The sequence below is a fragment of the Frankia sp. AvcI1 genome (assembly GCF_001420875.1).
Taxonomy (GTDB): domain Bacteria; phylum Actinomycetota; class Actinomycetes; order Frankiales; family Frankiaceae; genus Frankia; species Frankia alni.
This window is the reverse complement of record NZ_LJFZ01000032.1, coordinates 1-23,631: the sequence shown is the minus strand read 5'-3', so window position 1 is coordinate 23,631 and position 23,631 is coordinate 1. Positions and strand designations below refer to the sequence as shown.

Below are 23,631 nucleotides of genomic sequence, written 5' to 3'. Positions count from 1 at the left end.
CGAGCCCGGTGACCATCGCGCCGAAGATCACCGTCTGCGTGAACACGCCGGGCATCAGGTAGTCGACGTAGTCCAGCCCGCCGCCGACGTTGATCGCGCCGCCGAAGACGTAGGTGAACAGCAGCACGAACAGGACGGGCTGGACCGTCGCGAAGACGGTCAGCTCCGGGATCCGCCAGGTCTGGACGAGGTTGCGCCGCGCCATGACCCAGGCGTCGATGACCGCCCACGCCAGCGACCCGCGGCNCACGGGCACCAGCTCGACGGATCCCGCCCGTGGGTCGCCGGTGTCCAGGATGGTCATGGTGCCGCCACCGTCCGCTCGTCCCGATCGTCGCCGCCGCGGCCGGCGCCGTCGCGCGCGGCCGGGACGGCGGAGCCGGCCACGGCCGGCTGCGCACCGCCGGCCCTGCGACCCGTCATGCTGAGGAAGACCTCGTCCAGGGACGGCCGGTGCAGGGCGACGTCGTCGATCCGCACGGCGATCTCGTCGAGCGCCCGGACCACGTCCGACAGCACGCCGGCGCCCGCCACCGGCACGCCCACCCGCCGCGTCGCCGGGTCGGCCGTCGCCGNCCCCGTGCCGAACCGGTCGAGCACGGCCCGAGCCGCCTCGACCTGGGCGGGATCGTCCCCGGCGAGGACGAGGTCGAGCCGGCTTCCCCCGATGCGCGCCTTCAGCTCGTCGACGGTGCCCTCCGCGATGACCCGGCCACCGTCGATCACGGAGATCCGGTCGGCGAGCCGATCCGCCTCCTCCAGGTACTGCGTCGTGAGCAGCACCGTCGTGCCGTCGCGGACCAGATCCTCCACGACCCGCCACAGGGCGGCCCGGCTGCGCGGATCCAGGCCGCTGGTCGGCTCGTCGAGGAACAGCACCGGCGGGTTGATGATGAGGCTGGCGGCGAGGTCGAGCCGGCGGCGCATCCCACCCGAATAGGTGCGCGTCTGGCGGCCGGCGGCGTCGGCCAGGTCGAACCGGTCGAGCAGCTCCCGGGCGCGGGCCCGGGCGACGCCGGCCCGCAGCCGGTAGAGCCGGCCGAACATCTCCAGGTTCTCCAGCCCCGTGAGCCGCTCGTCGACCGCGGCGTACTGGCCGGTCAGCCCGATGCGAGCCCGCAGCACGTCGGGCTCGCGCACGACGTCGACGCCGAGTACCCGGGCCCGCCCGCCGTCCGGGCGCAGCAGCGTCGACAGAATGCGGACCGCCGTCGTCTTACCGGCGCCGTTGGGACCGAGCACGCCGTGGACCGTGCCCGAGGCGACCCGCAGGTCCAGCCCGGCCAGCGCCGGTTTGCCCCGGTAACTCTTCTGCAGGCCTTCGGCGAGGACCGCGGGTTCGTCTGCCACAGTGCGGACCGTATGCCACCNCACCGACAGTTCCCGTGATTGTCCGGGCCCAGCCCCTGCCGGACTCCTGCCCATCAGCGGCGCACCGGCTCGCCCTCGCCGGAAATCGGCGAAAAGCGATGCCGACATAATCCGCGGCCGACAAATCCCGGACATTCATGCGTCCGGGGGAAACGCGCGGCGGGGCTCAGGCGCTGCTNCGCCGGGTGCGCCGGCTGGCGAGCTCGTCGCCCGGGTGGGTGGCGGGCGGCTGGCCGGGGCGCTCGCAGGGCAGCTCGGCGAGCTGGCCGCGCATGTCGCGCAGGGCCCGACCGACCGCGATCGCGAACACCCCCTGGCCGCCGCGGACCAGATCGATCACCTGGTCGTCCGAGGTGCACTCGTAGACGGTCGAGCCGTCGCTGATCAGGGTGAGCTGGGCCAGGTCGTCCACTCCCCGGGTGCGCAGGTGCTCCACGGCGACCCGGATGTTCTGCAGCGAGACGCCCGCCTCCAGCAGCTTGCGGACGACCCGCAGAACGAGGACGTCCCGGAAGGAGTACAGCCGCTGGCTGCCCGAGCCGGACGCGCCGCGGACGCTGGGGACCACCAGGCCGGTCCGCGCCCAGTAGTCGAGCTGGCGGTAGGTGATGCCCGCCGCGGCACATGCTGTCGGCCCGCGGTATCCGACGTCGTCCCCAGGAGGTTCGGGGATCTCGTCCGGAAAGAGCTGGCCCTGTTCGATCATCGTCGTACGCACTTCGCCGCCATGCCAGCCCCATCCTCCGGATCGATCCGGGTCGGTCCAGGCGGCCGGTCACCCGGTCCCGCCATCCCGGACGCCCAGCCCGGTCGAGTCACTTCCACGGCCACGTCCGGATCGTCCCGACCAGACGCCACCAGCCCGCACCGGCACCCACCGCCGGCCCGCGAGCGAGCGGGCCGGCACGTCGCCATCGAGCGACGTGACCCCGGACCGGCCCGAGACGCGCGCNACGCACGCGCCCCGGCCTCCCGCGGCGCGGGTCCACAGGTCCGGGCACGGACCGCCGTCACCACCTCCCCGGCAAGGGTCAGTGCCGGAGCACGTTCGTCCGCTGACGCGTCCACCACGGGCACGGGCGGCCACGAGCTCCGGGATCGGGTTCCTCCGACCGTAGGAGCGACGTGCGGTTCCTTCAATGATCTAAGCCGGCGTGTCCGTAGTCCAGCGGACATCACTGGCCAGATCGGACAAAAAGGAATCGCATCGGAGCGGTCATGGCCGGACTCGTCCCACACCGGGCCCGCCCGCCCGGAGCGAAGGGCCGCCGAAACCCACCAGGCCAGGGGAAAGGAGCCCGCGGTCCGGCCCGGGCGGGACCACACCCGCCCCCGTGCGTGGTGGACCCGCGAACGGGGTGCGGTGGGCCCGCGAACGGGGTGCGGCGCGCGCCTCCATCCCCCCGACGGGGCACCCGGTTCGGGCCACCCGCGCCACGAGGGCCGCCGTGAAGCTGCTGAAAGGGCAGGTCAAGGGCGCGCNGGGACGGGGACCGGCGCCGAGGTGACCGCAGGCATGCTGACGCCGCCCCGCGGCAGCTCGTCGCCGCGGGGCGGAGGCGGGCTCAGGAGCCGGGCGTGTTGAAGTCCTCGGGAGAGATCGTGTCCAGGAACTCCCGGAACTTCTCCAGCTCGCTCTCCTGTTCCTGCTCCTGCTCCTCGGGGACCGTGATCCCGGCCTCCGCCAGGACGGCCTCGACGCCGTAGACCGGCGCCCCCATCCGCATCGCCAGCGCGATCGCGTCGGACGGGNGGGCGGAGACCTCCACCCCGTTGCCGAACACGAGGGTGGCGAAGAAGACGCCGTCCTGCAGGTCCGTGATCGTCACCCGGGTCAGGTCCGTCTGCAGCGCCCGCAACACGTCCCGCATCAGGTCATGGGTCATGGGTCGAGCCGTCGTGATGCCCTCCTGGGCGAAGGCGATCGCGGTCGCCTCGACGGCGCCGATCCAGATGGGNAGATACCGCTCACCGCCCACCTCCTTGAGCAGGACGATCGGCTGCTTCGACGGAAGCTCGACTCGCACGCCGACGATGTCCAGCCGATGCACCGATCTACCTCCTCGCGCAGGTGGGGCAGGGCGGGATGATGTGACCGGAGCCAGAAAACCCCACAGGGGAGACAGTATCCCCGCATCCGCCCGGCGTCAGCGCGCCCACCGGTTCCGCTGCCCGGCAGGGCACTTCGGCCCCGGCCCCGACCACCCGGTCAGCTCGACCGACCGGCCNCCAGCCGGGACCGCAGCAGGGCCGCATGCAGCCGGACCAGCAAGGCCGCCAGCTCATCGGCGGTCTCCGCCTGCCGCCCGGCGTTGTCCGAGCCGCGCTGGCCCCGCAGCGGAGCGGTGGCGGCCTCGATGAGACCAGCCTCACGATCGGCCACCGTCCGGGCGGCCCGCAGATGCCGGGCCTGCACGCCGTGCCCGGCGAGCAGCGCGACCGTGCGCGCGACGACCACGGCGTCGGAGTCGTAGTACCCGCCGCCCGCGATCGGGGCGACCAGGCCGTGGCGCTCCAGGTCCGCCAGCTCCTCCTCGTCGAGCCCCACGGCCGCCAGGAGCTCCCGGCGGGACATCCTGACCCTTTCCACCCCGAGGATGGCGTCCAGGCCGCCAGGAGCCGGATGCGGGGGCACCGCACGGGGGCCGGGGCGGTGCACCGGCGTCTCCCCGCGGTCGAGGGAGGCCAGCTCCTCCTTGATGACGCGCAGCGGGAGGAACCGCTCCCGCTGCGCGTGCAGGACGTACCGGAGCCGGGCCACGTCGTCGGCCGAGTACTTGCGGTAGTTCGCGCTCGTACGAGCCGGCTCGACGAGCCCCTCCGCCTCCAGATAACGGATCTTCGACAGGGTGATGTCGGCGAAGTCGGCCCGCAGCCGCTCCAGGACCTGGCCGATGTTGAGCACCTTCGCGCCCGAACCGGACCGGTCCCGACCGGGCCCGTTCGGGCGCGGGGCCGGCGACGCCGCAGCGAAGCCGCTCACCGTGGGTCCCTCCCGCTCACCGCGCCGCTGACCCCCCGTAGCTCGCCCCGGTCAGGAACACCAGCCGGAACTTCCCGATCTNCACCTCGTCGCCGCTGGTCAGCTCGGCGGAGTCGATGCGCTCCCGGTTGAGGTACGTGCCGTTGAGGCTGCCGACGTCGCGCACCGAGAAGCCCTTGGTGTACGGCGAGCGGTGGAACTCCGCGTGCCGGCGCGAGACGGTGACGTCGTCGAGGAAGATGTCGCTCTCGGGATGACGCCCGACGGTGGTCATGTCGGCGTCCAGCAGGAACCGGCTGCCGGCGTTCGGCCCGCGCTTGACGACCAGCAGCGCCGAACCGGGCGGCAGCGCGTCGACGGCGGCGACGGCGTCGCGCTCCGTCGACTCGTCGACGTGATCGCCCTCGATCCCGGAGAGCGCGGCGGCCAGATTCAGCGTCGATGTCTGTTCGGCGGGCCGCTCCGGCGCCACGGGCTCACCCGGACGTACCAGAGGGGACCCGCACCGCGCGCAATACAGCGCGTCGGACGGGTTCTGCTGTCCGCACCTCGTGCAGAACACAGTCGCGTCCGCTTCCTGCCGGGACCCCGCGTGAGCGAGGTTCGCCAGCCGCCTCGGCCGCCGCCGGACAGGCGGCGGGAACGTCTCTACCAGCACTTGCGATGGTGGTAGCCAGACGTCCTCAGCCCACCCCCACCACCGGGATGATCACATGCCGACGGCTGGGCCGTCCACGNCCGTGCCCCGGTGCACCCCGAGGCTAGTGCATCGGGGGCACGCTCGTGAAAAGGGTGCGACCCGTGTTGTTCGGCGTGGCGTCACCCACCGCCCGCCATCGGGACACAGCCGATACCGTCAGTGCTCCTTCACGTGCTCCGTGTACTCGCCGGCGTCCAGCAGACCCTCGAGGGCGCCGGTGTCCGTGAACGTGAACTCGACCAGCCAGCCGTCCCCGTACGGATCGGAGTTGATCAACTCGGGCGCGTTCACCAACGCCTCGTTGCAGGCAGTGATCTCACCGCCGGCCGGCGCGTAGATCTCCGAGACGCTCTTGGTCGACTCGACCTCGCCGAAGGGCTCCCCCGCCGCGGCGGTGGTGCCGACCTCGGGCAGCTGCACGAACACGATGTCGCCCAGCGCCTCCTGCGCGTAGGCGGTGATGCCCACCCGGGCCGTGCTCCCGGTGAGCCGGATCCACTCGTGCTCACGGGTGTACTTCAGGTCGTCCGGGTACACCGGAGATCGCCTCCCCTTGATCCGCATCACTCCGACCAGCGCCGGCGGGAGCCGTGGAGCCGGCCCCGTCGCCAGACGACCCGCGCGGCGGCGGAGCTATCCGGCCGGGCGAGCGTAGCGGGGACTGGGCGCGGGCCGCAGCGCACGGATCTCCAGGTGCCCGAAGGTCCGGACGCTGGCCTGCGCCCCGTCCCGCGCCGCTACCGTATCGAGCACCCCACCCGGGATCCGCAGCGCCTGGTCGAGGGTGTGGGCATCACCGACCACCCGCAGGACGTACGGCGCGGCGACCGACGTCCCGTCCACGATCAGCCCGTGCCCCGGCTCGTCGGCGATGTAGGTCGACACGATCGCCCGCACCCCGGCGATCTCGATGGCCTCCGCGCCCGCGTCGCGCAGTTCCTGCAGCGCGTCGACGAGCACCGAGGCGTCGACCGCCCGGTGGGGGTCCCGGATGGTCAGCTCCAGCCCGGGCCCGCCGACCGGCACCGTCCCGGCCAGGATCGCCAGCTCGTCGGCCCGCGCACGCTCGGCGTCCGCCCCGCCAGCGGCACCGGCGCCGGCCCCGGCGCCCGACGCCGCATCCGCTGTGGCCCCCGGCCCGCGGCCCGGCCCCGAGCTCCCGCCCGGTGCCGGCGACGCCCCGGGCGATGCCGCCCCACCCGCGCCGGCTGCCTCGCGGCGCAGGCGCGCCTCCTGCGACGCGAGCGCCCGATCCTCGGCGCCGATCGCGCCGAGGCTGGCGGCGAGCTCGTCCGGGCGGGCCGTGGCCAGGGAGAACGAGGGGTCCGCCGAACGCGCCGCGACGACCCCGCCGAAGCCGAGCGCGGCCAGCAGGACGAGGGTCACCGCCCGGCTCAGCCGCATCCCGCGAGGCCTCGGTCCCGCCCCGGACGGCGCGGCAGCCGCCGCCGCGGCCACGTCGCCGATGCCCGGCTCAGGCCCCGGGCCGGCGGGCTCGGGGCCGGCGGGCTCGGGGCCGGCGGGCTCGGGGGCGGCGGGCTCGGGGGCGGCGGGCTCTCGGCTGTCAGGCTCCGGGACGGCGGACTCGGGGCTGTCGGGCTCCGGGACGGCGGACTCCGGGACAGCGGGCTGTGCGGCGTCGGACTGTGCGGCGGCGGGCTCGCCGGACGCCGGCGGCGCCGGGTCCGTGCGGGCGCCGGCAGGCGNCTCGGCCGAGGACTCGCCGGCGGACTCGGGTCGCGGGGGCTGCGCCGCGCTCGCCGTCATCGTCAGAGCCTGATCAGCGCACGGCGCAGGACCGTCGCGGTCGTGAAGATCCGGATGCCCAGCACGACGACGACCGCCGTCGACAGCGCACCGCCGAAGCCGATCAGATCGCCGAGCAGCACGAGCAGAACGGCGATCACCACGTTGGAGAGGAAGGAGACGATGAACTCCCGGTCGTCGAACGTCCGCTCGACCAGCGATCGCGCGGCGCCGAGGGCGGCGTCGACCGCCGCGACGACCGCGACCGGCAGATAGGGGTCCAACCAGTCCGGGGCACTCGGTCCCAGCAGCAGTCCGGCCACCACACCGAGCACGAGGGCCAGCAGGGCAATCATGATCCGCTCCGTCGGGCATGGCGCAGCACCGGTGACGGCGCCGCGGGCAGGGTCAGGGACGCGGCGGCGGACGCCGTCAGGGAGGTCACGGGAGAGCCGGGACGGTGGCGCAGCCGGTCGACCACCGCCGACTGATCCACCCGCCGCACCAGCCGAAGCGGGTCACCGACGGCCTCGACCGCGTACGGCGCCAGCACCGGGACAAAGTTGATCAGCACGATGTCCCCCGCCGCCCGGATCGCGCTGAGCGCCGTCAGCCGCACTCCGTTGATCGCGATCGCCTCGGCTCCGGAGATCCACAGCACGTTCACCAGGTCGGCCAGGTCGTGATCCTGGATGCGTCCCGGGGCGACCACGCCCGGGGCGGTCGTCGGGCCGGTCTGGCGCGGTCGGGGGGTGCCGGACGCCGACACCCGGGGGTCTGCGCCGCCGGAGCCGCCGGCCAGCCGGTCGGTGATGGTGATGCGCACGCCGGGGCCCGTCACGGCGGCCGAGCCCGTCACGGGTCCGAGCGCCGCGACGTCCGCGGCAGCACCGGCCTGGTCGCGCTCGGCGCGGCGGCGCTGTTCGCGGGCCACCGCGAGCTGCGACCGCAGCCGCCCGACCCGGTCCTGCGTGCCCGCCAGCGCCACGGAACGCTCGCCGACCTGCACGCGCAGGGTCGCCACGAGCCGGTCGCGGGCGTCGGCGGTGACGGCGGCACGCCGCGCCCCGATCGCGATCACCCCGCCGAGCAGCGCCAACGCCAGCACCAGCGCCACCGGCCGCAACCATCCCCGACCCCCCGGGCCCGGCTCGGCGCCCGGGCCCGGCTCGGCGCGCGGGGGGAGTCGGCGCGGCGGGTCGTCGAGGAGCATGGCGAGCTCCGCCGGCAGGGGCTCGGAGGTGCCGCGGAGCACGGCGGACCCGGGCAGTGCACAGCCGCCGGCGGGGTAAATCGCCTCTGGCCATCGCCATCCGGTCCGATCCCGCACATTCGGCATTCTGACCGACCGGCGGCCCGCCATCGCCGACCGCGGTCGTCCCGCGCGTGCCGTGGGTCGTCGGCACGCCCCCGGTTGGGCGGGGCGTGTCACCGGTGACCCGCCGGTCGCGGTACGCGCGAGGCGTGTGCGGTGCGAGGTGTATCGTCCGCCGGCTCCAGTCCGCGCGAACCGCACCGCAAGCGGCTTCACCCGGGCTCGGCCGCACTCGGCCAGGGCTACGGCGCCTCGACCACTTCGGCCCAGTGGCGCAGGAGCTGGTGGGCCTCGCTCAGGTCCGCCCCCTCGGCCCACAGGTGTGTGACGGCCTCGCTGGGATCGGGCAGCACCAGCACCCAGGAACCGTCCGGGGAGACGATGCGCACGCCGTCGGTGGTGTCCAGGGTCTGGCCGGCGTCGGGATCGACGGACTCCACGATGCGCCGCATGACCGTGCCCTTCGCCGCCCAGGGGGTGGGCACGGAGCGGCGCAGGATGGCGATGGACGGGATCCGGGCGTCGATCGCGGACAGCGTCAGCCGGGTCCGCGCGACGAGGGTCAGCAGCTTCACGAACGCCGCGAGCCCGTCGATGGCGGGGGCGAACTCGCCGACGACGAAGCCGCCCCGGCCGTCGGCGGCGAACACGACGCCCTCCTCGCGGGCGACGCGGGTCAGGGCCGCCGCCGACAGGGAGGTCCGCCGCACGGTCAGTCCGTGGAAGTGGGTCACCTGGTCGGCCACCCGGGTGGTGGTGACCGGCAGGGCGACCTCGGCGCCCCGGTTCTCGGCGGCCACGAGGTCGAGGAAGACCAACAGCGCCCGGTCGTCGTCGATGAGGTCGCCCCGCTCGTCGACGATGGCGATGCGCTCGCCGACGTGGTCGAAGCGCACCCCGAAGGCCGCGCCGGAGCTGGCGACCAGCGCGCCGAGGCGGTCGGTCGCCCGCAGGTCGTCGGCGGCGCTGTGCGCAGGGATGATCTCGTCGACCCGCCCGTTGACGGTCAGCACGTCGACGCCGAGCCGGCCGAGCAGGGTGGGCAGCACGAGCGAGGCGGAGCCGCCGGACGGATCGACGACGATCTTCAGGTCCGCCTCGGCGAGGCCGGTGGTGTCGACGCGGTCGAGCAGGTCCTGGATGTAGAGGTCCAGGGTGCGGGCGGGGAAGCGCAGGTCGCCGATCTCGCCGGGGAAGGCGCGGCGGAAGTCCTGCCGGGAGAAGACCCGGTCGAGCTTGCGCTGGGCGGCCGGGGACAGGTCGTCGCCGTCGGCGTCGAGGAAGAGGATGTCGATGCGTTCGGGGTCGCCCGGGGCGGTGCGCACCATGATCCCNCCGGCCGCGTTGGAGGAGCGGACGTCGAACCGGGTGACGGGCATCGGCGACACCTCGAGGTCGCGGATGTTGATGGCCCCGGCGGTCAGCGCGCTGATGACGGCCCGTTTGAGAGCGCGGGCGNCCCGCGAACCGTCGCGCGCCGTGGTGACGGTGGCGCCCTTCTTCAGGGTCGTGGCGTAGGCGCCGGCGATGCGCACGACGAGCTCGGGGGTGATCTCGGCGTTGATCAGGCCGGACACGCCGCGCGGGCCGAACAGGGAACGNTGCCCGCGGGACTCCCAGATGACCGAGGTGTTGACGACCGCCCCGGCCTCGATCGTCTTGAACGGGTAGACCTTCACGTCGTGGGAGACGAACGCCTCCTCCCGCACGACGCACTCGTCGCCGATGACGGCGCCCTCCTCGATCCGGGCCGCCCGCAGCACGTCGGTGCTCTTGCCGATCACGCAGCCGCGCAGGTTGGTCTGCGGACCGATCAGCGCGTTGTCCTGGACGATCGCCCGGTGCAGGAAGGCACCGCTCTTGACCAGGACGTTGCTGCCGAGCACCGTGAACTCGCGCAGCTCGGCGCCGGCCTCGACCTTGCTGTAGTCGCCGACGACGAGCGGGCCCTTGAGGATGGCGTCGGGGTGCACCTCGGCGTCCTCGCCGACCCACACGCCGGGCGAGACCTCGAAGCCGTCGATCTCGACGTCGACCTGCCGGTTGAGCACGTCGGCCTGGGCGCGCAGGAAGCTCGCGATGGTGCCGACGTCCTCCCAGTAGCCGGCCGCGACGTAACCGAACACCGGCGCGCCGGCCTCGACGAGGCGGGGGAAGACGTCGCCGGACCAGTCGACCGCCTCGCCGGGCGGCACGTGCGCGAGGACCTCGGGTTCCATCACGTAGATCCCGGTGTTGACCGTGTCGGAGAAGACCTGCCCCCAGGTCGGCTTCTCCAGGAAGCGCTGGATGCGCCCGTCCTCGCCGGTGATGACGATGCCGAACTCCAGCGGGTCGGGCACCGACTTGAGCGCCACGGTGACGAGTGCGCCCTGGCGGCGGTGGAAGGCGACGAGGTCGGTGAGGTCGATGTCGGTCAGCGCGTCGCCGCTGATGACGAGGAACGCCTCGTCACGCAGGGCGTCCTCGGCGTTCTTCACGCTGCCGGCGGTGCCCAGCGGGGTCGTCTCGGTGGCGTAGGACAGGTGCATGCCGAGCTCGTCGCCGGCGCCGAAGTAGGTGCGGATCATCGAGGCCAGGAACTGGACCGTCACGACCGTCTCGTCGAAGCCGTGCCGCTTGAGCAGCCGCAGCACATGCTCCATGATCGGACGGTTGACGACGGGCAGCAGCGGCTTGGGCAGGTTGGCGGTCAGGGGACGCAGCCGGGTGCCCTCGCCGCCCGCCATGACGACGGCTCTCACCGCTTACCTCCCGCTCTCGCCGGCCCCGGGGTGGGCACCGGTCCGGGTGTGGGCCCGGTAGCGCCGGGCGAGCTGGCCGGCCTGGACGAAGTAGAGCAGGCCGGACCACCAGTACAGAGCAGTACCCCAGATCGCGAACGCCCATCCGAGCGGGCGGGCCGCGGTCGCCAGCCACGAGTCACCGGCGGAGAGCAGCAACAGCGGGAAGGCGTAGAGCAGGTTGAACGTCGCCGCCTTGCCCAGGTAGTGCACGGGCAGGGCGACCCCCGCGCCGATGCGCCGCAGCAGCGGCGGCAGGGCGAGCAGCGCCACGTCGCGNGCCAGCAGCAGGACGGCCAGCCAGATCGGCACGATCTCGCGCACGGTCAGCGCGATGATCGTGGACAGGATGTAGAGGCGGTCGGCGAGCGGGTCGAGCAGCACGCCGAGGCGGCTGGTCTGGTTGAGCGCGCGGGCGAGCTTGCCGTCGAGGTAGTCGCTGACCCCGGCGAACGCGAGGATCCCCAGCGCCGCGCCGTCCGCCTCCGGCCCGAGCACCAGCCAGAGGAACACCGGCACGCCGAGCAGCCGCAGTGCCGACAGCGCGTTGGGGATCGTCCACACCCGGTCCGGCGGCACCGGCTCGGACGCCGTGGGCTGCGGGGTGGGCGCGGTCATGCGACGTCCCTCCTCCACCGGCGCTTCGACCGGCTCGGCGGCAGGTGCCGCGGGGTGCGGTGAGCGGGCGCCCACCGCGCCCGGTGCACCCGCGGGTTTGCCCCGCGGGCACGGCGCCGCCGGGGCCGCCCGGTCGCGCGTGGGCCGCCCGATCGGCAGTCCGGACAGCGCTGACGCTAGCGGATGGCCGTCGCCACGGGTCCGTCGGACCCGGCAGGGCCGCTCGGCACGGCTGCCCGGCACCGCCCCGCGCGGATCGGCGTCGCCCGGCGCCGAGCCGGCGCCGTCAGTGGATGCGGCCGACCTTGTAGGTGGAGCTGTAGATCGGACGCAGCGAGACGACGCCGCCGGTCTGCGGCGCGGCCCACATGTAGCCGTTCCCGGCGTAGANGCCGACATGGTAGATGTTGCCCGGGGTGCCGTAGAAGATCAGGTCGCCGGGCTGCTTGCCGGACTGCGGCACCTTCGTCGAGACGTTGTACTGCCCCTGCGCGGTGNGCGGCAGGGACCGGCCGAGCTGCTTGAACACGTACTGGACCAGGCCCGAGCAGTCGAAGGAGTAGGGCCCCTCGGCGCCCCACACGTACGGCTTGCCCTTGTTCAGCGAGGCCAGGTAGACGGCCTTCTCGCCGATCGAACTGCCCGGGATCACCGTGGGGATGGCCTGGTCGATGACCGACCCGGAACCGGAACCGGAGCCGAACCCGCCGAGCCCGCCCGCGCCCCGCACCGGGCTGGCGATCGTCACGGTGGCGGCGCCGGCGAGGGATGGNCGCAGCGCGCTCGACCCGTCGAAGACGGCGGTGATGGTCGTGGTGGACAGCAGCCGGGCGGTGATCTGGGCGGTCCCGTTGGCGTCGGTGTGNAGGCGCGTCGAGGTCTGCCACTGCGGCCCGTTCACGACCACGATGCGAACGTCCTGGCCCGACAGGGGGGCGCCGGTGTCGGCCTCGGTGGCGCGCACCGTCAGCACGACGGGGGTGTTCGGCGCGACGGTCGACTTGTCCGCGCTGATGGAGACGTTGGTGAACACCGGGTCGTGGTCGGCGATCGCGGTGGCCAGCGGCGCGAGGGTGCGCGCCCCGGTCAGGTCGCCGACGTCCCCGTGCCCGTGCCCGTGCCCGTCGACCATCGCGGCCTCGTGGATCGGCGTGCCCGCGTCCAGGGAGGCCGCACCGTCGGTCCCGGCAGGCACGGTCGCGGCGAAGGCGGCCGTCGACGCGGCGAGCGTCCCGGTCGTGAACGCGGCGATGGTGGCGGCCCGCCGGGGCGGAGGGGTGGTACGGCGGCGGACCGCGCCGGAGCCTGAGGAGGCGCGGGGCGCCGGCGGCCGCTGGCGGCTGCGAACGAACTGTTCCCAGTCCTCCGGTAGCCAGGCCATACCACGACGGGGCAAGGCGTGTCCTTCCCGTGCGCCTACGAGGTGAGCTGCCGGGAGTCGGGCCGGGGAGCCCGGTGCCGGCCGCGCGGACCTATCGGCTCCACCCCTGGGGACGGCGCCGCCTGCGGCAGCCACCTCCAGGACCATGGGTCCCCCGCGCCTGCCCCGACATACTCGGAGGGGCCGCCGAACCGGGGGCAGGACTAGGCGCATCGGTCCGACGGGTATCGCTGTTCGCATGGCACGTAACCAGCACTTCATATTCCAGACTGCGATGAACGGCCGGAACAGAAGTGCTGTCGACGACCATAATGGACATACCAGCAGGGTCGGCAACCACCCCGAACCCAACGCTCGGACACGCCACCGGAAAGCACCCCCTCCTCAGCAAGATGTGCCACCGCACTCACGTCTCGTGANGACGGTCGGGCTGCGACACCCCTCGACCCCTGCCGCCGTGACAGTCGGTTGGGTGGGCCGCGACCAGCGGTGTACTGATCCGCGTCTCGGGTGACGCTGCGCAGGTGATCCGGCGAGCCACCCCGGGGCGGCCGGAATCGGGGTCCCCGCCGGTTCCGCGAACCGCGGGAAAGGCATCGTTCCGGGACCGGACGGGCCGCCGCCACGCCCTTGCCGGACGCCGTAGGCGTATCGAAGGACGGGTGTCCTCCCGCCCCGCGCGGCGCCGGCGAAAAGCGGAACGGTCAGCCGCCGGATCGACCCGGGGGAATTCCCTCNCCCTCGCCCTCGCCGTCACCGCCGCGAGGCCGCCGGCGTGGGCCGGGGACATCCGCTACCCCTGCCGCCGCCGGGCCGCCGGTGCGGCTCAGGGAGTCCCCGCGGCCGCGCCCGCACCCGCTGCGGGGACGCCCGGTGCCGCCGGGACCGCACCNCCGGGACCTACCGGAACGGACCCCCCGCCGCCGGTGACCCACCGCCCGAACTCGCGCCCGGCAGCACCAACGTGCCAGCATGCGCCGTCGAAGCGGGAACCGCGGCGGCGCCTGCGGGCGGCACGGCGGCCGCGCCGGCCGGCGGGCGGGCGGCCCGAGCGGGCGGGACGGCGGGCGCGTGGGTGAGTGCGCCCGCCGCGCCGGCCGACGGGCCGGTACCGCCACCGGCCGGCGCAACGGCCGCGGTGCGGGTCGGCCCGATGGCGGCGCCCGGCGGGACGCTGCCCAGCGGGGCGCTGCCCAGCGGGGCGCTGCTCGGCGGGGCGGCCGGCTTCCCGCCCGTCGCCGGCGCCGCCGGGGCGGGTCCCGCGGGCGCGCCGGGAGCGGGGCCCGCGAACGTGTCCGCATGCGCGTAGACCACGACGTTGTTGAGGTAGTGCTTGGTCTTGTGGTCGAAGGCGCCGCCGCAGGTGATCAGGCGCAGCTCCGGCCGGGCCACCGGTCCGTAGACGCGCTGGCTCGGGAACGCCGCCTTCGACACGTCCTCCTTGCGGTCGACGATGAACGCCTGGGCGGCCCCGGTCCGCCCGGCGACCTCGATCCGGTCGCCGGGGACGAGCTGGGGCAGGCGGTAGAAGACCGCCGGCCCCGTGGTGGAGTCGTAGTGGCCGACGAGGACGGCCGGTCCGATGCCACCCGGCGCGGGACCGCGGTCGAACCAGCCGACGTCGCCCCACGCCTTCGGTACCGCGACCGAACCGTCCGGGCTCAGGCCGAGATGGGTGATCGGCGCGTCGATCCCCATCCGCCGGATACGCAGTCGGACGGGATCGTTGATGACGACCACCGGCTGCTCGACCAGCGCGGGCGGCAGACCGATCGCGGGTCCCGCGGAGGCCGCCGGCGGCGGGGGCGGGGGCGGCGGGATGTCCGGCAGGTCGGCCGCCGCATCCGTCCCGGAACCGCCGCGGACGGCGTCGAGTGCCGGTTCCGCCAGCCGGAATCCGCTGCCGACGATGAGCACCAGGCCCACGAGGAGCAGCCCGCGCCACAGCAGGGGGCGCCGCGTGGCCGCGGCGACGGGGACCGGTCCGCTGGCAGGCTTCCGGTGGCCGTCGTTGGTCTCGCCTTCCACAGTCCCTCCCGCCCGATCCACACGCCGCACGCCGCTGGCCGCTGGCCGTCTGCCGTACGCGCCACCGGTTCTGCCTGCGCCCCGGCCGCAGCCCCTTCACCGACCGTCACTGTAGCGAGCAAGCCGAACACAATCGGTGATCCTGCACCGACGAGCCGAGAGCCGGCCGTCGCCCACGCCCGCCATCCCGGTCGACGGCGGGACAGACCGTGAAATCCAGCCGGCCAGGCGTTTCTCGCGCCGGCCGGGCCGCTCGCACCACGCCCGGCCCGCTTGCCGCGCATCCCCACACGCAGTCGCTATGGTGTCACTCGCAGTGACAAACGGATCACCGTAAGTGAGAGAGGGGACCAGATGAAGAAGGGTATGGGCCGGAGCGCCGCCGTTCTCGCGATGTCGAGTGCAGCGAGCGTCGCCCTCACCTTCGGGCCCGGCCTGGCCGCCGCCCACGCCTTCGACGACAAGGACAGAAACAACCGTTGCGACGACAAGAAGGACGACGGTTGGGACATCTTCGGCGACAAGGGCAACAGGGACGGCAAGGACGGCCGGGACGGCCGGGACGGCTTCGACAACAGGGATGGCTTCGACAACAGGGACGGCGGTGACAAGCAGAGGCGTGCCGACAACCTGGACGGCAACCGGGACGGCCGGGACGGCCGGGACGGCAAGGACGACCGGGACGGCCGGGACGGCCGGGACGGCCGGGACGGCAAGGACGACGACTGGTTCAACTGGGATGACAAGGACAAGGACAAGGACCGCAACCGCGACTGCCCGGTCGGCGTCGTCGCCGGCGTGGGTGTCGGCGTCGTCGGCGCCGGCGGCCCGGGCGGTGTGGCCGCCGGCGGCGGCGGCATGGCCGACCGCGGGTCCTCGCCCCTGCTCCCACTGGCCGGTGCCACCGTCGGCGCCCTGCTGATCGGTGCGGGGGTGGCTCGGCGACGCGCCCAGGGTGCGGCCTGACCCTTCCCCGTCGCGGCCGGCAGCCGCACGAACACCCTCGTGGGTGATGGCCTCGGCCTGGTCCCACGCGGGGCCCGCGCACGAGGGTCGGGGGTCGCGTCGACGCTGACGCGACCCCCGGTCACCACACCCGGCCGCCGATCCGGTAATGTTGTCGACGTACGGGACGTGGCGCAGCTTGGTAGCGCACCAGACTGGGGGTCTGGGGGTCGCAGGTTCAAATCCTGTCGTCCCGACACGGGTGAGGGGTGAGGTGTGCCTGCGGAGAGCGCAGGCTGGGGCCTCACCCTTTATTCATTGCTCGGCTTCGCCTCGCGGGGCGAGGGGGAGCTTCGCTCCACCCTCGCGGTCCCCCTCCCCTCGCGGGATCGGTGGCGAAGCCCCTCGCGGGATCGGTGGCGAAGCGTGGTTGGCGGTCTTTGGCGGGACTGCTCGGGCTGAATCCCAAGGCAGCGTGGGCGGCGCTCCGCCTCGCGGGGCTCGCCGCGACTTCTTACCGTAAAGAAGATCGCCCGAACGGCGTTCGTCCCGTTCTCCCTCCGTGCGGCGGTCCTCCTTCTGTTGCCCGCCGGTCCTGGCCGGGCTCCTGTCCATCAGGCTGCCCCGGATGGTCTGATCGAGGACGAGGACCAAGCCGGCCGGTGTAATGCGCTTCAAACGCTTGGGCTGACTCGCCCCGAATTCGCAGCGGTCCTCGGGCCCGCCCTTGGCTGGAACCCCAACGGGCTCTCATGTGCCGCGGCCTCACCTTTCCTTCATGTTGACGCGCCGCACCGGTTCTTGGTGCAGATCTCGAACGATGAGCCGGACCACTGGGTGCCGCCGGACCGGTTCCGGGGCGATTTCTTCTGCCACCAGCAGTGCCGCCACATCCGGTCGTTTGCGGTGGTCGGGGGTCTGCCGGTGCGGGGCCGATTGCGGTGCGTTCTGTGCGGTCCGAGCCCGAGAACTGTGCCCACCGCACCGCAACTCCTTCCGCGCGCCGCAGCGACCGCGAGACGTGCAGGACATCGTGGCCGGCGGCTACGCGGCGTACGACGCGATCGTCCGACCCTGCTGAGCCGTCGGCAGCCGACGGCAGCGAGGCGCAGCAGACAGCGGATGGCAGCGATGGCCGCGACGCCTGTAGAAGTGACAGACAGCGCCGCTGCCCCGCACGCTCGACGCCGGATCCGGACCCGCCACCGGAGCCCGGACCCGCCCCAGGAGACAGACCTTGACCACCGGCCCCACCCCCGGCCTCGGGACCCGCCTGGCCGCCCGCGTCATGCGCACGGGTTTCACCCTCGTCGCACGCCCGCCGAAGTCCCTGCGGTTCGCCAGCGGGACGGTTGCCGACCCCGAGACCGTGACGGTGCCCACCCGGCACGGCCCCGTCCGCTGCCTGCTCTACCGGCCCGCGGGCACCGCAGCGCCCCCGCCGGTGCACGTGCAGCTCCATGGCGGCGCGTTCATCGTCCGCAGGCCCGAGCAGGACGACCACGTCTGCCGCTACCTCGCCGCCGACGTCGGCGCCGCGGTCCTCGTCCCCGACTACGACACCGCCCCCGACGTCACCTACCCCGTCGCCGAGCACCAGGCCTACGACGTGGCCGCCTGGGCCCATACGCACGGCGCCGAGCGGGGCTGGGACGGCGAACGGCTGTCCGTCGGCGGCTACAGCGCCGGCGCGAAACTCGCGATCAACGTCGTCCAGCAGGCCCGCGACGCCGGGGCGTTCCTGCCGGTCGCCCTGGCCGTCGGGTTCGGCGTCACCGACGTGGGCCTCGACCCGCACGCCCGCACCTCGCCGAAGAGGTTTCCCGCCATCGGCCCGCGGCTGCTGCGGCTTGTGCAGAAGGCCTACTTCCCCGACCCGGCCACCCGCGCCGAACCCCTCGCCTCTCCCGCGCTCGCCCCGGACCTCTCCGGCTTCCCGCCGACCCTGGTCACCACCGGCGGGCTCGACTCCCTCGAGGCCGACGGTCAGATCTTCGCCGAGAAGCTGCGCGCCACCGGGGCCGACGTCACCTATCACNGCTTCCCCGACGTCGACCACGGCTACACCCACAAGCCACCCGTCGAGACGGCCCGGGAGGCGATCACCGGACTCGGCGACCACCTCGCCCGCGCCTACGCCGCGGCCGACCCGGAGGGGCCCGCCCGTCCGGACCGACGGGTCTGACCCACGCCGACGGGTCAGACCCACGCCGACGGGGTAGTCGCCGCCGGTCTCCGTGGCGCAGCCGGCCNGGACTACTCGGCGGAGGCGATCTCCCGCAGGTGCGCCAGGGCGTCCCCGGCGATCTGCTGGAAGGGTCTGCGGGCCGGGTCGTCGATCCACTGGGTGAAGGCGACGTGCATGACGGTCGTGCCCAGGTGGGCGGCGAGGGTGGCGGCGGTGTCGCCGAATCCCCGTGCGCGCAGGGCCTGTGCCATGGCGGCGGCCAGGGAGGCCGCCTTGATCAGCTCGCGTTCCCGTAGCTCGGGGCTGGCGGCGATGATCCGGTGCCGCGGGCCGGCGAACTCGCGGACCTCCTCGAACCGGACGGCGGCGGCCTCCAGCGCCGCGGCGATCAGGCGCAGGAGCGACACGGGCGCGGGGGCGGCCTCGATGGCGGCCACCATCTGCTGCTCCAGCAACTCGGAGCCCCAGAACAGCACCTCGCGCTTGTCCGCGAAATACCGGAAGAACGTGCGCTTGGTCAGCCCGGCGCGTTGCGCGATCTCCGCGACGGTCGTCTCCTCGTACCCACGCTCGCCGTAGAGGGCCAGGGCCGCCTCCTGCAACCGCACGCGCGCATCCGGCTGCCATCTGCCCATGTGACAAGCCTAGCGATGTCACCTGGCGTCATGACCATGTTAGGGTGATGGCACCAGGTGACATCAGTCGTTCCGAGAGGGTTTCCCATGCGTGTTTTCGTGACCGGCGCGTCCGGGCACATCGGTTCGGCGGTCGTGCCCGAGCTGCTGCGGGCGGGACATCAGGTCGTGGGGCTGGCTCGTTCGGACAGCTCGGCCGAGGCACTCACGGCCGCCGGCGCCGACGTCTGCCGCGGCGACCTGGACGATCTCGACGGGCTGCGCGTGGCCGCCGCGGCGGCCGACGGCGTCATCCACCTCGCCTTCAAGCACGACCTGATGGGGGCCGGCAACTTCGCCGCCGCGGTCGCCGCCGACCTCGCCGCCATCACCGCGCTCGCATCGGCGCTCGAGGGGACGGGCAAGCCGCTGGTCACCTCCTCCGGCACGCTCATGCTCACCCTCGCGGGCATCGTCGGACGACCGGGAACCGAGGCCGACGTCGCCAGCGGCGGTCCGCGGGTCGACGCGGAGAACTTCGTGATCGGGCTCGCCGACCGCGGGGNACGGTCGTCGATCGTCCGGCTGCCTCCGATCGTGCACAGCTCGCTCGATCACCACGGCTTCGCGCACATCCTGATCGGCATCGCCCGGCAGTCCGGCGTGTCGGGCTACGTGGCAGACGGGGCCAACCGGTGGCCTTCGGTGCACACGCTCGACGCGGCACGGGTCTACCTGCTGGCCCTGCAGGACGCCCCGGCCGGGAGCCGCCTGCACGCGGTCNCGGACGAGGGCATCCCCTTCCGCGACATCGCCGCCGCCATCGGGCGCGGGGCCGGCGTCCCCACGGTCAGCATCGCCGCCTCCGACGCCGCCGAGCGCTTCGCCTTCCTCGGCGCGTTCGTCGGGGTGGACAACCCGACCTCCAGCGAGGTGACGCGGAAGCTGCTCGGATGGGAGCCTGCGCACCCAGGACTCATCGACGACCTGACGCACGGCCACTACTTCGAACAGAGCTGAGNGCGAAGACGTGCTGGATCTTGGCCGAGGTCGTCCAGCGGAAGATCTTGTGGGTGCCGATCTGGAGCCACTCGCTATGCGGGCCAGGCTGCCCCGGGATGAGGTCGCCGTAGCGCCACAGGGCTCGGCCGTCTGGTGCCCAGGTCATCCCGTACCAGCCCGGCTTCGACTGGTATCCCTTCACCCGTAACGACGGGTGGAACACGCCGGCGACCAAGCCCTCNACGAACAGAGCTCGTGCCCCCAGGAAGGCGGCGCGCTGATCGGGTCTCAGCACCGCACCAGAGATTCGGCGCCAGGCAAGGACCCACCGGGCACGCACCCCGTCGGGCAGCGTCCATCCCACGACGTTCCACGTCCGGGCAGGCACGGGACACCTGGTGCGTCCCGCGCCTGCGCCGCGGGTCAGCCGGCGGTGGGGCTGCGGCGGTCGCCGCGTTCACGGACGCGGACCGAGATGGCGATGGGTGAGCCGGCGAAGCCGAAATCCTCGCGCAGGCGGCGCTCCAGGAAGCGGCGGTAGGCCGGCTCCAGGAAGCCGGTGGTGAACACCACGAAGCGTGGGGGGCGCACGCCGGCCTGGGTGGCGAACAGGATCTTCGGCACCTTGCCGCCGCGCGCGGGCGGCGGGGTGGCGCCGACGACCTCGCCGAGCCAGGTGTTGAGCCGGCCCGTCGGGATCCGGGTGCCCCAGGACTCCAGCGCGGTGCGCAGCGCCGGGGCCAGCCGGTCGGTGGCCCGCCCGGTGCGGGCGGAGATGTTCACCCGCGGGGCCCAGGCGATCCGGCCGAGGTCGCGGTCGATCTCCCGTTCGAGGGTGTACCGGCGGTCCTCGTCGACGAGGTCCCACTTGTTGAAGGCGATGACGAGCGCCCGGCCCGCCTCGATCACCATGGTGATGACCCGCTGGTCCTGCTCGGTGAGCGGCTCGTCCGCGGCGAGCAGGACGATCGCGACCTCCGCGGCCTCCAGCGCCGCGGCCGTGCGCAGCGACGAGTAGTACTCGGCGCCGGACGCCTCGCGGATCCGCCGGCGCAGGCCGGCGGTGTCGATGAACATCCACTCCTCGCCGCCGACGGTGACGAGTTCGTCCACCGGGTCGCGGGTGGTGCCGGCCACGTCGTGGACGAGCGAGCGGCGGCTACCGGCGATCTTGTTGAGCAGGCTGGACTTGCCGACGTTGGGTCGGCCGATCAGGGCGACCCGGCGCGGGCCGTCGGTCTCGGTGAAAACCTCGCGCGGCGCCTCGGGCAGCACGGCGAGCACGGCGTCGAGCAGGTCACCGCTGCCACGGCCGTGCAGCGCCGAGACGGGGTGGGGCTCGCCGAGCCCGAGCCCCCACAGGGCGGCGGCGTCGGACTCGAACCGGTTGTCGTCGACCTTGTTCGCCACCAGGATCACCGGCAGGCCGCTGCGGTGCAGCACCCGGGCGACGGCCTCGTCGGCGTCGGTGGCCCCGGTCGTCACGTCGACGATGAACAGCACCGCGTCGGCGGTGTCGAGCGCCGCCGACGCCTGCTCGGAGACCTGCGCGGCGAGCCCGGAGGCGTCGGGTTCCCACCCGCCGGTGTCGACGAGGGTGAACCGGCGGCCGTTCCACACCGCGTCGTAGGCGATGCGGTCGCGGGTCACCCCGGGCACGTCCTCGACCACGGCGGCGCGGCGGCCGAGGATCCGGTTGACCAGCGTCGACTTGCCCACGTTGGGCCGCCCGACGACGGCCACGACCGGCTGGCCGGTGACCGGGCCCAGCTCGTCGGCTCCCAGCTCGTCGGCTCCCAGCTCGTCGGCTCCCAGCTCGTCGGCTCCCAGCTCGGCGCCTCGAAGGTCGGCGTTCCGAAGGTCGTCGCCGGATGCCGCCTCGGCGCCGTCCATCGCTGCGTCCTGTCTGCTCATCACTGCCATCACTGCCACACCTGTCGTCGGGACCGGTGATCTACGATGATCACGCGGCGGATGCGCCCGGGGAGGCGCGGGCGGTCTCGAGATGATCGAGCAACCGCACCCGGATGTCCTCGGCGACGGCGGCGAGCGCCCGGCGCGAGCGCGGGTTCGCCGGCACGTCGACCTCGAACGGCTTACCGAAGACCACCCTGACCTGCACCGAGCGGCGCGGCCAGCGCGCGCCCTTGGGCAGGGCGTCGCCGGTGTTGATACAGGCTACGGGGAGCACCCGGCAGCGGCCGTGGACGGCGAGGTAGGCGATGCCGTGCTGGACCGCGGCCATCTCCCCGCTGCCCCGGGTGCCCTCCGGGAAGACGCCGATCGCGCCGCCGCGGGACAGCTCGTCGAGCGCGGTGTGCAGCGCCTCNCGGTCGGGGCGGCCCCGGTCGATCGGGATCTGCCCGCTGATCAGCAGCAGGCGGCCGACGATCCGGGTGTACATCTCCGACTTGACCAGGCAGCGCACGGTGCGCGGCGACTCGATGACCACCAGCGGGCCGTCCAGCCAGCTGCTGTGGTTGCCGGCGAAGATCAGCGGCTCGTCCCGGGGGACGTGTTCGAGTCCCTCCAGGGTCACCCGCATGATCAGCCGGTTGATGACCTGCCGCACGCCGGGCTTGAGCACGCGGTGCGGCAGGTCGTTGTAGACCGGCGAGGCGGCGCCCCGGTGCAGCAGCCCCGTCCCGGAGGCCGGCCGCGTGGACTCGGGGGTCGGCCGGGNGGACTCGGGCGCCGGCCGAACGGTCTCGGGCGCCGGCAGGATGGCCTCGGGGGTCGGCCGGGTGGTCGTGTCGTCCGCGGCCTGGTCGGGGCCCGTCACGTCGCCACGTTCGACGACTGCCCGCAGCGCTTGAGGACCTCGTCGACCACCTCGGGGACGGACAGGGCCGTCGAGTCCAGCACGATCGCCCCCTCGGGGACGGCCAGCGGGTCGGCGGCGCGGCTCGAGTCGAGCGCGTCGCGGCGGTCCAGCTCGGCCAGCGTCCGCGCGACGTCGTCGACGCCCTTCTCGCCGAGCTGACGCGACCGGCGCAGCGCCCGCACCTCCGTCGACGCGGTGAGGAACACCTTGATCTGGGCGTCCGGCGCAACGACGGAACCGATGTCGCGGCCCTCGACGACGATGCCCCCGGGCCGGGTGGCGGCGATCACCTGGCGCTGCTGGGCGACGAGGCGCGCCCGCACCGCGGGCACCGCGGCGATGGCGCTGACCGCGTTGGTGACCGCCCTGGTGCGGATCTCGGCGTCGACGCCGACCCCGTCGACGGCGATCGACGGCTCGTCCGGGTCGGTGCCGACGGAGAGCACGGCCCGCTCGGCGAGCTCCGCGACCGCCTGCGGATCCTCGATGTCGATGCGCCGCTCCAGCGCGAGCTGGGTGACGGCGCGGTACATCGCCCCGGTGTCGAGATAGCGCAGCCCGAGGCGCCGCGCGAGCTCGCGGGCCACCGTGCTCTTTCCCGATCCGCCGGGACCGTCGACCGCCACGATCAGCCCCTCGACCGGGCCGTCGGCAAGCGCGGACGCGCCTGCCTCGGACCCGAGCGGCGCGGACGTTCCCTTCACCCCGTCGGCGGCGCTCCCGCCCGCCGACAGCGCAGACCCGTGCTCGGGCTTCACCCGATTCCTCCGTCCCGGACACCTGAGAATCGTCGGGTCGCGCCCCGCGGACCCCTTACCGCGCCGCGTCCGCCCCGACCCTCGCCCACCGCGAGGGCGGTGGCCGGCCCGCCGGCCACGATCACCGGACGATGACCGTCGGACGACTCCCGGCACGCGAACCGGGCCGAAGGGCGGGCCGGTGGCGTCAACCCGTCGGTCGCGCCGCGGCGGGGACCGTCGCGGGCAACCCGGATCAGGCTACTCGGTACCGCATCAGGATCGTCGGTATGCCGTCCATCCGGTGGCTGTGAGCCGGTCGACGAGACTGTCCGCGACCGCCGGATCGACGGCGAGTTCGACGATGCCGGCCGGTGCGTCCAGGCTGTGCTCGAA

15 protein-coding genes, 1 tRNA gene and 18 pseudogenes are annotated in these 23,631 nt (G+C 73.7%); 3 read left to right on the top strand and 31 right to left on the bottom strand.

Going from position 1 to position 23,631, the window contains the following annotated elements:
* From UK94_RS65650 to UK94_RS25760, 25 genes and pseudogenes are all read right to left on the bottom strand, one after another.
* Nucleotides 1-246: pseudogene (locus UK94_RS65650) on the bottom strand (ABC transporter permease); the annotation flags it as partial.
* A gap of 54 nt (nt 247-300) precedes the next feature.
* Nucleotides 301-575, bottom strand: a pseudogene (locus UK94_RS65645) (daunorubicin/doxorubicin resistance ABC transporter ATP-binding protein DrrA); the annotation flags it as partial.
* 1 nt (nt 576) lies between these two features.
* The coding region (locus tag UK94_RS25820; protein WP_235489895.1) for an ATP-binding cassette domain-containing protein at nt 577-1,350 on the bottom strand (774 nt) is incomplete at its 3' end.
* A gap of 200 nt (nt 1,351-1,550) precedes the next feature.
* Nucleotides 1,551-2,077: MerR family transcriptional regulator (locus UK94_RS25815; protein ID WP_235489893.1), on the bottom strand; the 527-nt coding region annotated here is incomplete at its 3' end.
* Nucleotides 2,078-2,936: 859 nt separating this feature from the next.
* Nucleotides 2,937-3,123, bottom strand: a pseudogene (locus tag UK94_RS65640) (DUF151 domain-containing protein); the annotation flags it as partial.
* Between the two features lies 1 nt (nt 3,124).
* Nucleotides 3,125-3,329: pseudogene (locus UK94_RS65635) on the bottom strand (bifunctional nuclease family protein); the annotation flags it as partial.
* Nucleotide 3,330: 1 nt separating this feature from the next.
* Nucleotides 3,331-3,422: pseudogene (locus UK94_RS65630) on the bottom strand (bifunctional nuclease family protein); the annotation flags it as partial.
* Nucleotides 3,423-3,600: 178 nt separating this feature from the next.
* On the bottom strand, nt 3,601-4,354 hold a 754-nt coding region (locus UK94_RS25805; RefSeq protein ID WP_235489891.1), incomplete at its 3' end, for a MerR family transcriptional regulator.
* A 16-nt stretch (nt 4,355-4,370) separates the two neighbouring features.
* Nucleotides 4,371-4,435 (bottom strand): annotated as a pseudogene (locus UK94_RS75100) (hypothetical protein); the annotation flags it as partial.
* A gap of 1 nt (nt 4,436) precedes the next feature.
* Nucleotides 4,437-4,916: FHA domain-containing protein (locus UK94_RS25800; RefSeq protein WP_235489889.1), on the bottom strand; the 480-nt coding region annotated here is incomplete at its 3' end.
* Nucleotides 4,917-5,210: 294 nt separating this feature from the next.
* A complete protein-coding gene (gene gcvH / locus UK94_RS25795; RefSeq protein ID WP_041939094.1) occupies nt 5,211-5,591 on the bottom strand; it encodes a glycine cleavage system protein GcvH in 381 nt (126 codons plus the stop codon).
* Between the two features lie 96 nt (nt 5,592-5,687).
* Nucleotides 5,688-6,458 (bottom strand): DUF881 domain-containing protein, encoded by a 771-nt coding sequence (locus UK94_RS25790; RefSeq protein ID WP_095213005.1) that lies wholly within the window; start codon nt 6,456-6,458, stop codon nt 5,688-5,690.
* 365 nt (nt 6,459-6,823) lie between these two features.
* A complete protein-coding gene (locus UK94_RS25785) occupies nt 6,824-7,156 on the bottom strand; it encodes a DUF1290 domain-containing protein (protein WP_011603434.1) in 333 nt (110 codons plus the stop codon).
* Nucleotides 7,153-8,013 carry a DUF881 domain-containing protein gene (locus UK94_RS25780; RefSeq protein ID WP_055751924.1) on the bottom strand — a complete coding sequence of 287 codons (861 nt, stop codon included), beginning with the start codon at nt 8,011-8,013 and terminating at the stop codon, nt 7,153-7,155. The genes UK94_RS25785 and UK94_RS25780 overlap by 4 nt, the downstream gene beginning before the upstream one ends.
* A 344-nt stretch (nt 8,014-8,357) precedes the next feature.
* Nucleotides 8,358-9,449: pseudogene (locus UK94_RS65625) on the bottom strand (mannose-1-phosphate guanyltransferase); the annotation flags it as partial.
* Nucleotide 9,450: 1 nt separating this feature from the next.
* Nucleotides 9,451-9,573, bottom strand: a pseudogene (locus UK94_RS65620) (hypothetical protein); the annotation flags it as partial.
* 1 nt (nt 9,574) lies between these two features.
* Nucleotides 9,575-9,716: pseudogene (locus tag UK94_RS65615) on the bottom strand (hypothetical protein); the annotation flags it as partial.
* Nucleotide 9,717: 1 nt separating this feature from the next.
* A partial coding sequence (locus UK94_RS65610; protein ID WP_235489935.1) for an NDP-sugar synthase occupies nt 9,718-10,844 on the bottom strand: 1,127 nt, incomplete at its 3' end.
* Between the two features lie 18 nt (nt 10,845-10,862).
* Nucleotides 10,863-11,177: pseudogene (locus UK94_RS65605) on the bottom strand (CDP-alcohol phosphatidyltransferase family protein); the annotation flags it as partial.
* Nucleotide 11,178: 1 nt separating this feature from the next.
* The coding region (locus UK94_RS65600) for a CDP-alcohol phosphatidyltransferase family protein (RefSeq protein WP_235489887.1) at nt 11,179-11,516 on the bottom strand (338 nt) is incomplete at its 3' end.
* A 286-nt stretch (nt 11,517-11,802) separates the two neighbouring features.
* Nucleotides 11,803-11,906, bottom strand: a pseudogene (locus UK94_RS65595) (glycoside hydrolase); the annotation flags it as partial.
* 1 nt (nt 11,907) lies between these two features.
* Nucleotides 11,908-12,013: pseudogene (locus tag UK94_RS65590) on the bottom strand (NlpC/P60 family protein); the annotation flags it as partial.
* A 1-nt stretch (nt 12,014) separates the two neighbouring features.
* Nucleotides 12,015-12,288: pseudogene (locus tag UK94_RS65585) on the bottom strand (NlpC/P60 family protein); the annotation flags it as partial.
* Nucleotides 12,289-12,382: 94 nt separating this feature from the next.
* Nucleotides 12,383-12,912, bottom strand: a pseudogene (locus tag UK94_RS65580) (glycoside hydrolase); the annotation flags it as partial.
* An 885-nt stretch (nt 12,913-13,797) separates the two neighbouring features.
* Complete coding sequence (locus UK94_RS25760; protein WP_157734444.1) at nt 13,798-14,925, bottom strand: class F sortase; 1,128 nt, start codon at nt 14,923-14,925, stop codon at nt 13,798-13,800.
* 354 nt (nt 14,926-15,279) lie between these two features.
* Between UK94_RS25760 and UK94_RS25755 the strand changes: the two genes are divergently transcribed.
* Both UK94_RS25755 and UK94_RS25750 read left to right on the top strand, forming a co-directional pair.
* Entirely contained in the window at nt 15,280-15,891 is a 612-nt protein-coding gene (locus UK94_RS25755) for a hypothetical protein (RefSeq protein ID WP_041939091.1), read from the top strand.
* A gap of 162 nt (nt 15,892-16,053) precedes the next feature.
* A tRNA-Pro gene (locus UK94_RS25750) sits at nt 16,054-16,127 on the top strand.
* Nucleotides 16,128-18,126: 1,999 nt separating this feature from the next.
* Here UK94_RS25750 and UK94_RS25740 read toward each other — a convergent pair.
* The gene (locus tag UK94_RS25740; protein ID WP_235489884.1) at nt 18,127-18,666 is read right to left on the bottom strand and encodes a TetR family transcriptional regulator; all 540 of its coding nucleotides are present in this window, start codon (nt 18,664-18,666) and stop codon (nt 18,127-18,129) included.
* A 114-nt stretch (nt 18,667-18,780) separates the two neighbouring features.
* On the opposite strand from UK94_RS25740, the pseudogene UK94_RS65575 reads away from it, so the two are divergent.
* A pseudogene (locus tag UK94_RS65575) lies at nt 18,781-19,237 on the top strand (NAD-dependent epimerase/dehydratase family protein); the annotation flags it as partial.
* Between the two features lie 860 nt (nt 19,238-20,097).
* On the opposite strand, the gene der reads toward UK94_RS65575, so the two are convergent.
* The 5 genes and pseudogenes from der to UK94_RS33090 all read right to left on the bottom strand — a co-directional run.
* A complete protein-coding gene (der, locus tag UK94_RS25730; RefSeq protein ID WP_231861597.1) occupies nt 20,098-21,588 on the bottom strand; it encodes a ribosome biogenesis GTPase Der in 1,491 nt (496 codons plus the stop codon).
* Between the two features lie 49 nt (nt 21,589-21,637).
* Nucleotides 21,638-22,003 (bottom strand): annotated as a pseudogene (locus UK94_RS65560) (lysophospholipid acyltransferase family protein); the annotation flags it as partial.
* A 1-nt stretch (nt 22,004) separates the two neighbouring features.
* Nucleotides 22,005-22,356, bottom strand: a pseudogene (locus UK94_RS65555) (lysophospholipid acyltransferase family protein); the annotation flags it as partial.
* Between the two features lie 96 nt (nt 22,357-22,452).
* Nucleotides 22,453-23,256: a (d)CMP kinase gene (gene cmk, locus UK94_RS25720; protein ID WP_041939089.1), complete on the bottom strand. Its 804-nt coding sequence runs from the start codon at nt 23,254-23,256 to the stop codon at nt 22,453-22,455.
* 255 nt (nt 23,257-23,511) lie between these two features.
* Nucleotides 23,512-23,631, bottom strand: a pseudogene (locus UK94_RS33090) (prephenate dehydrogenase/arogenate dehydrogenase family protein); the annotation flags it as partial.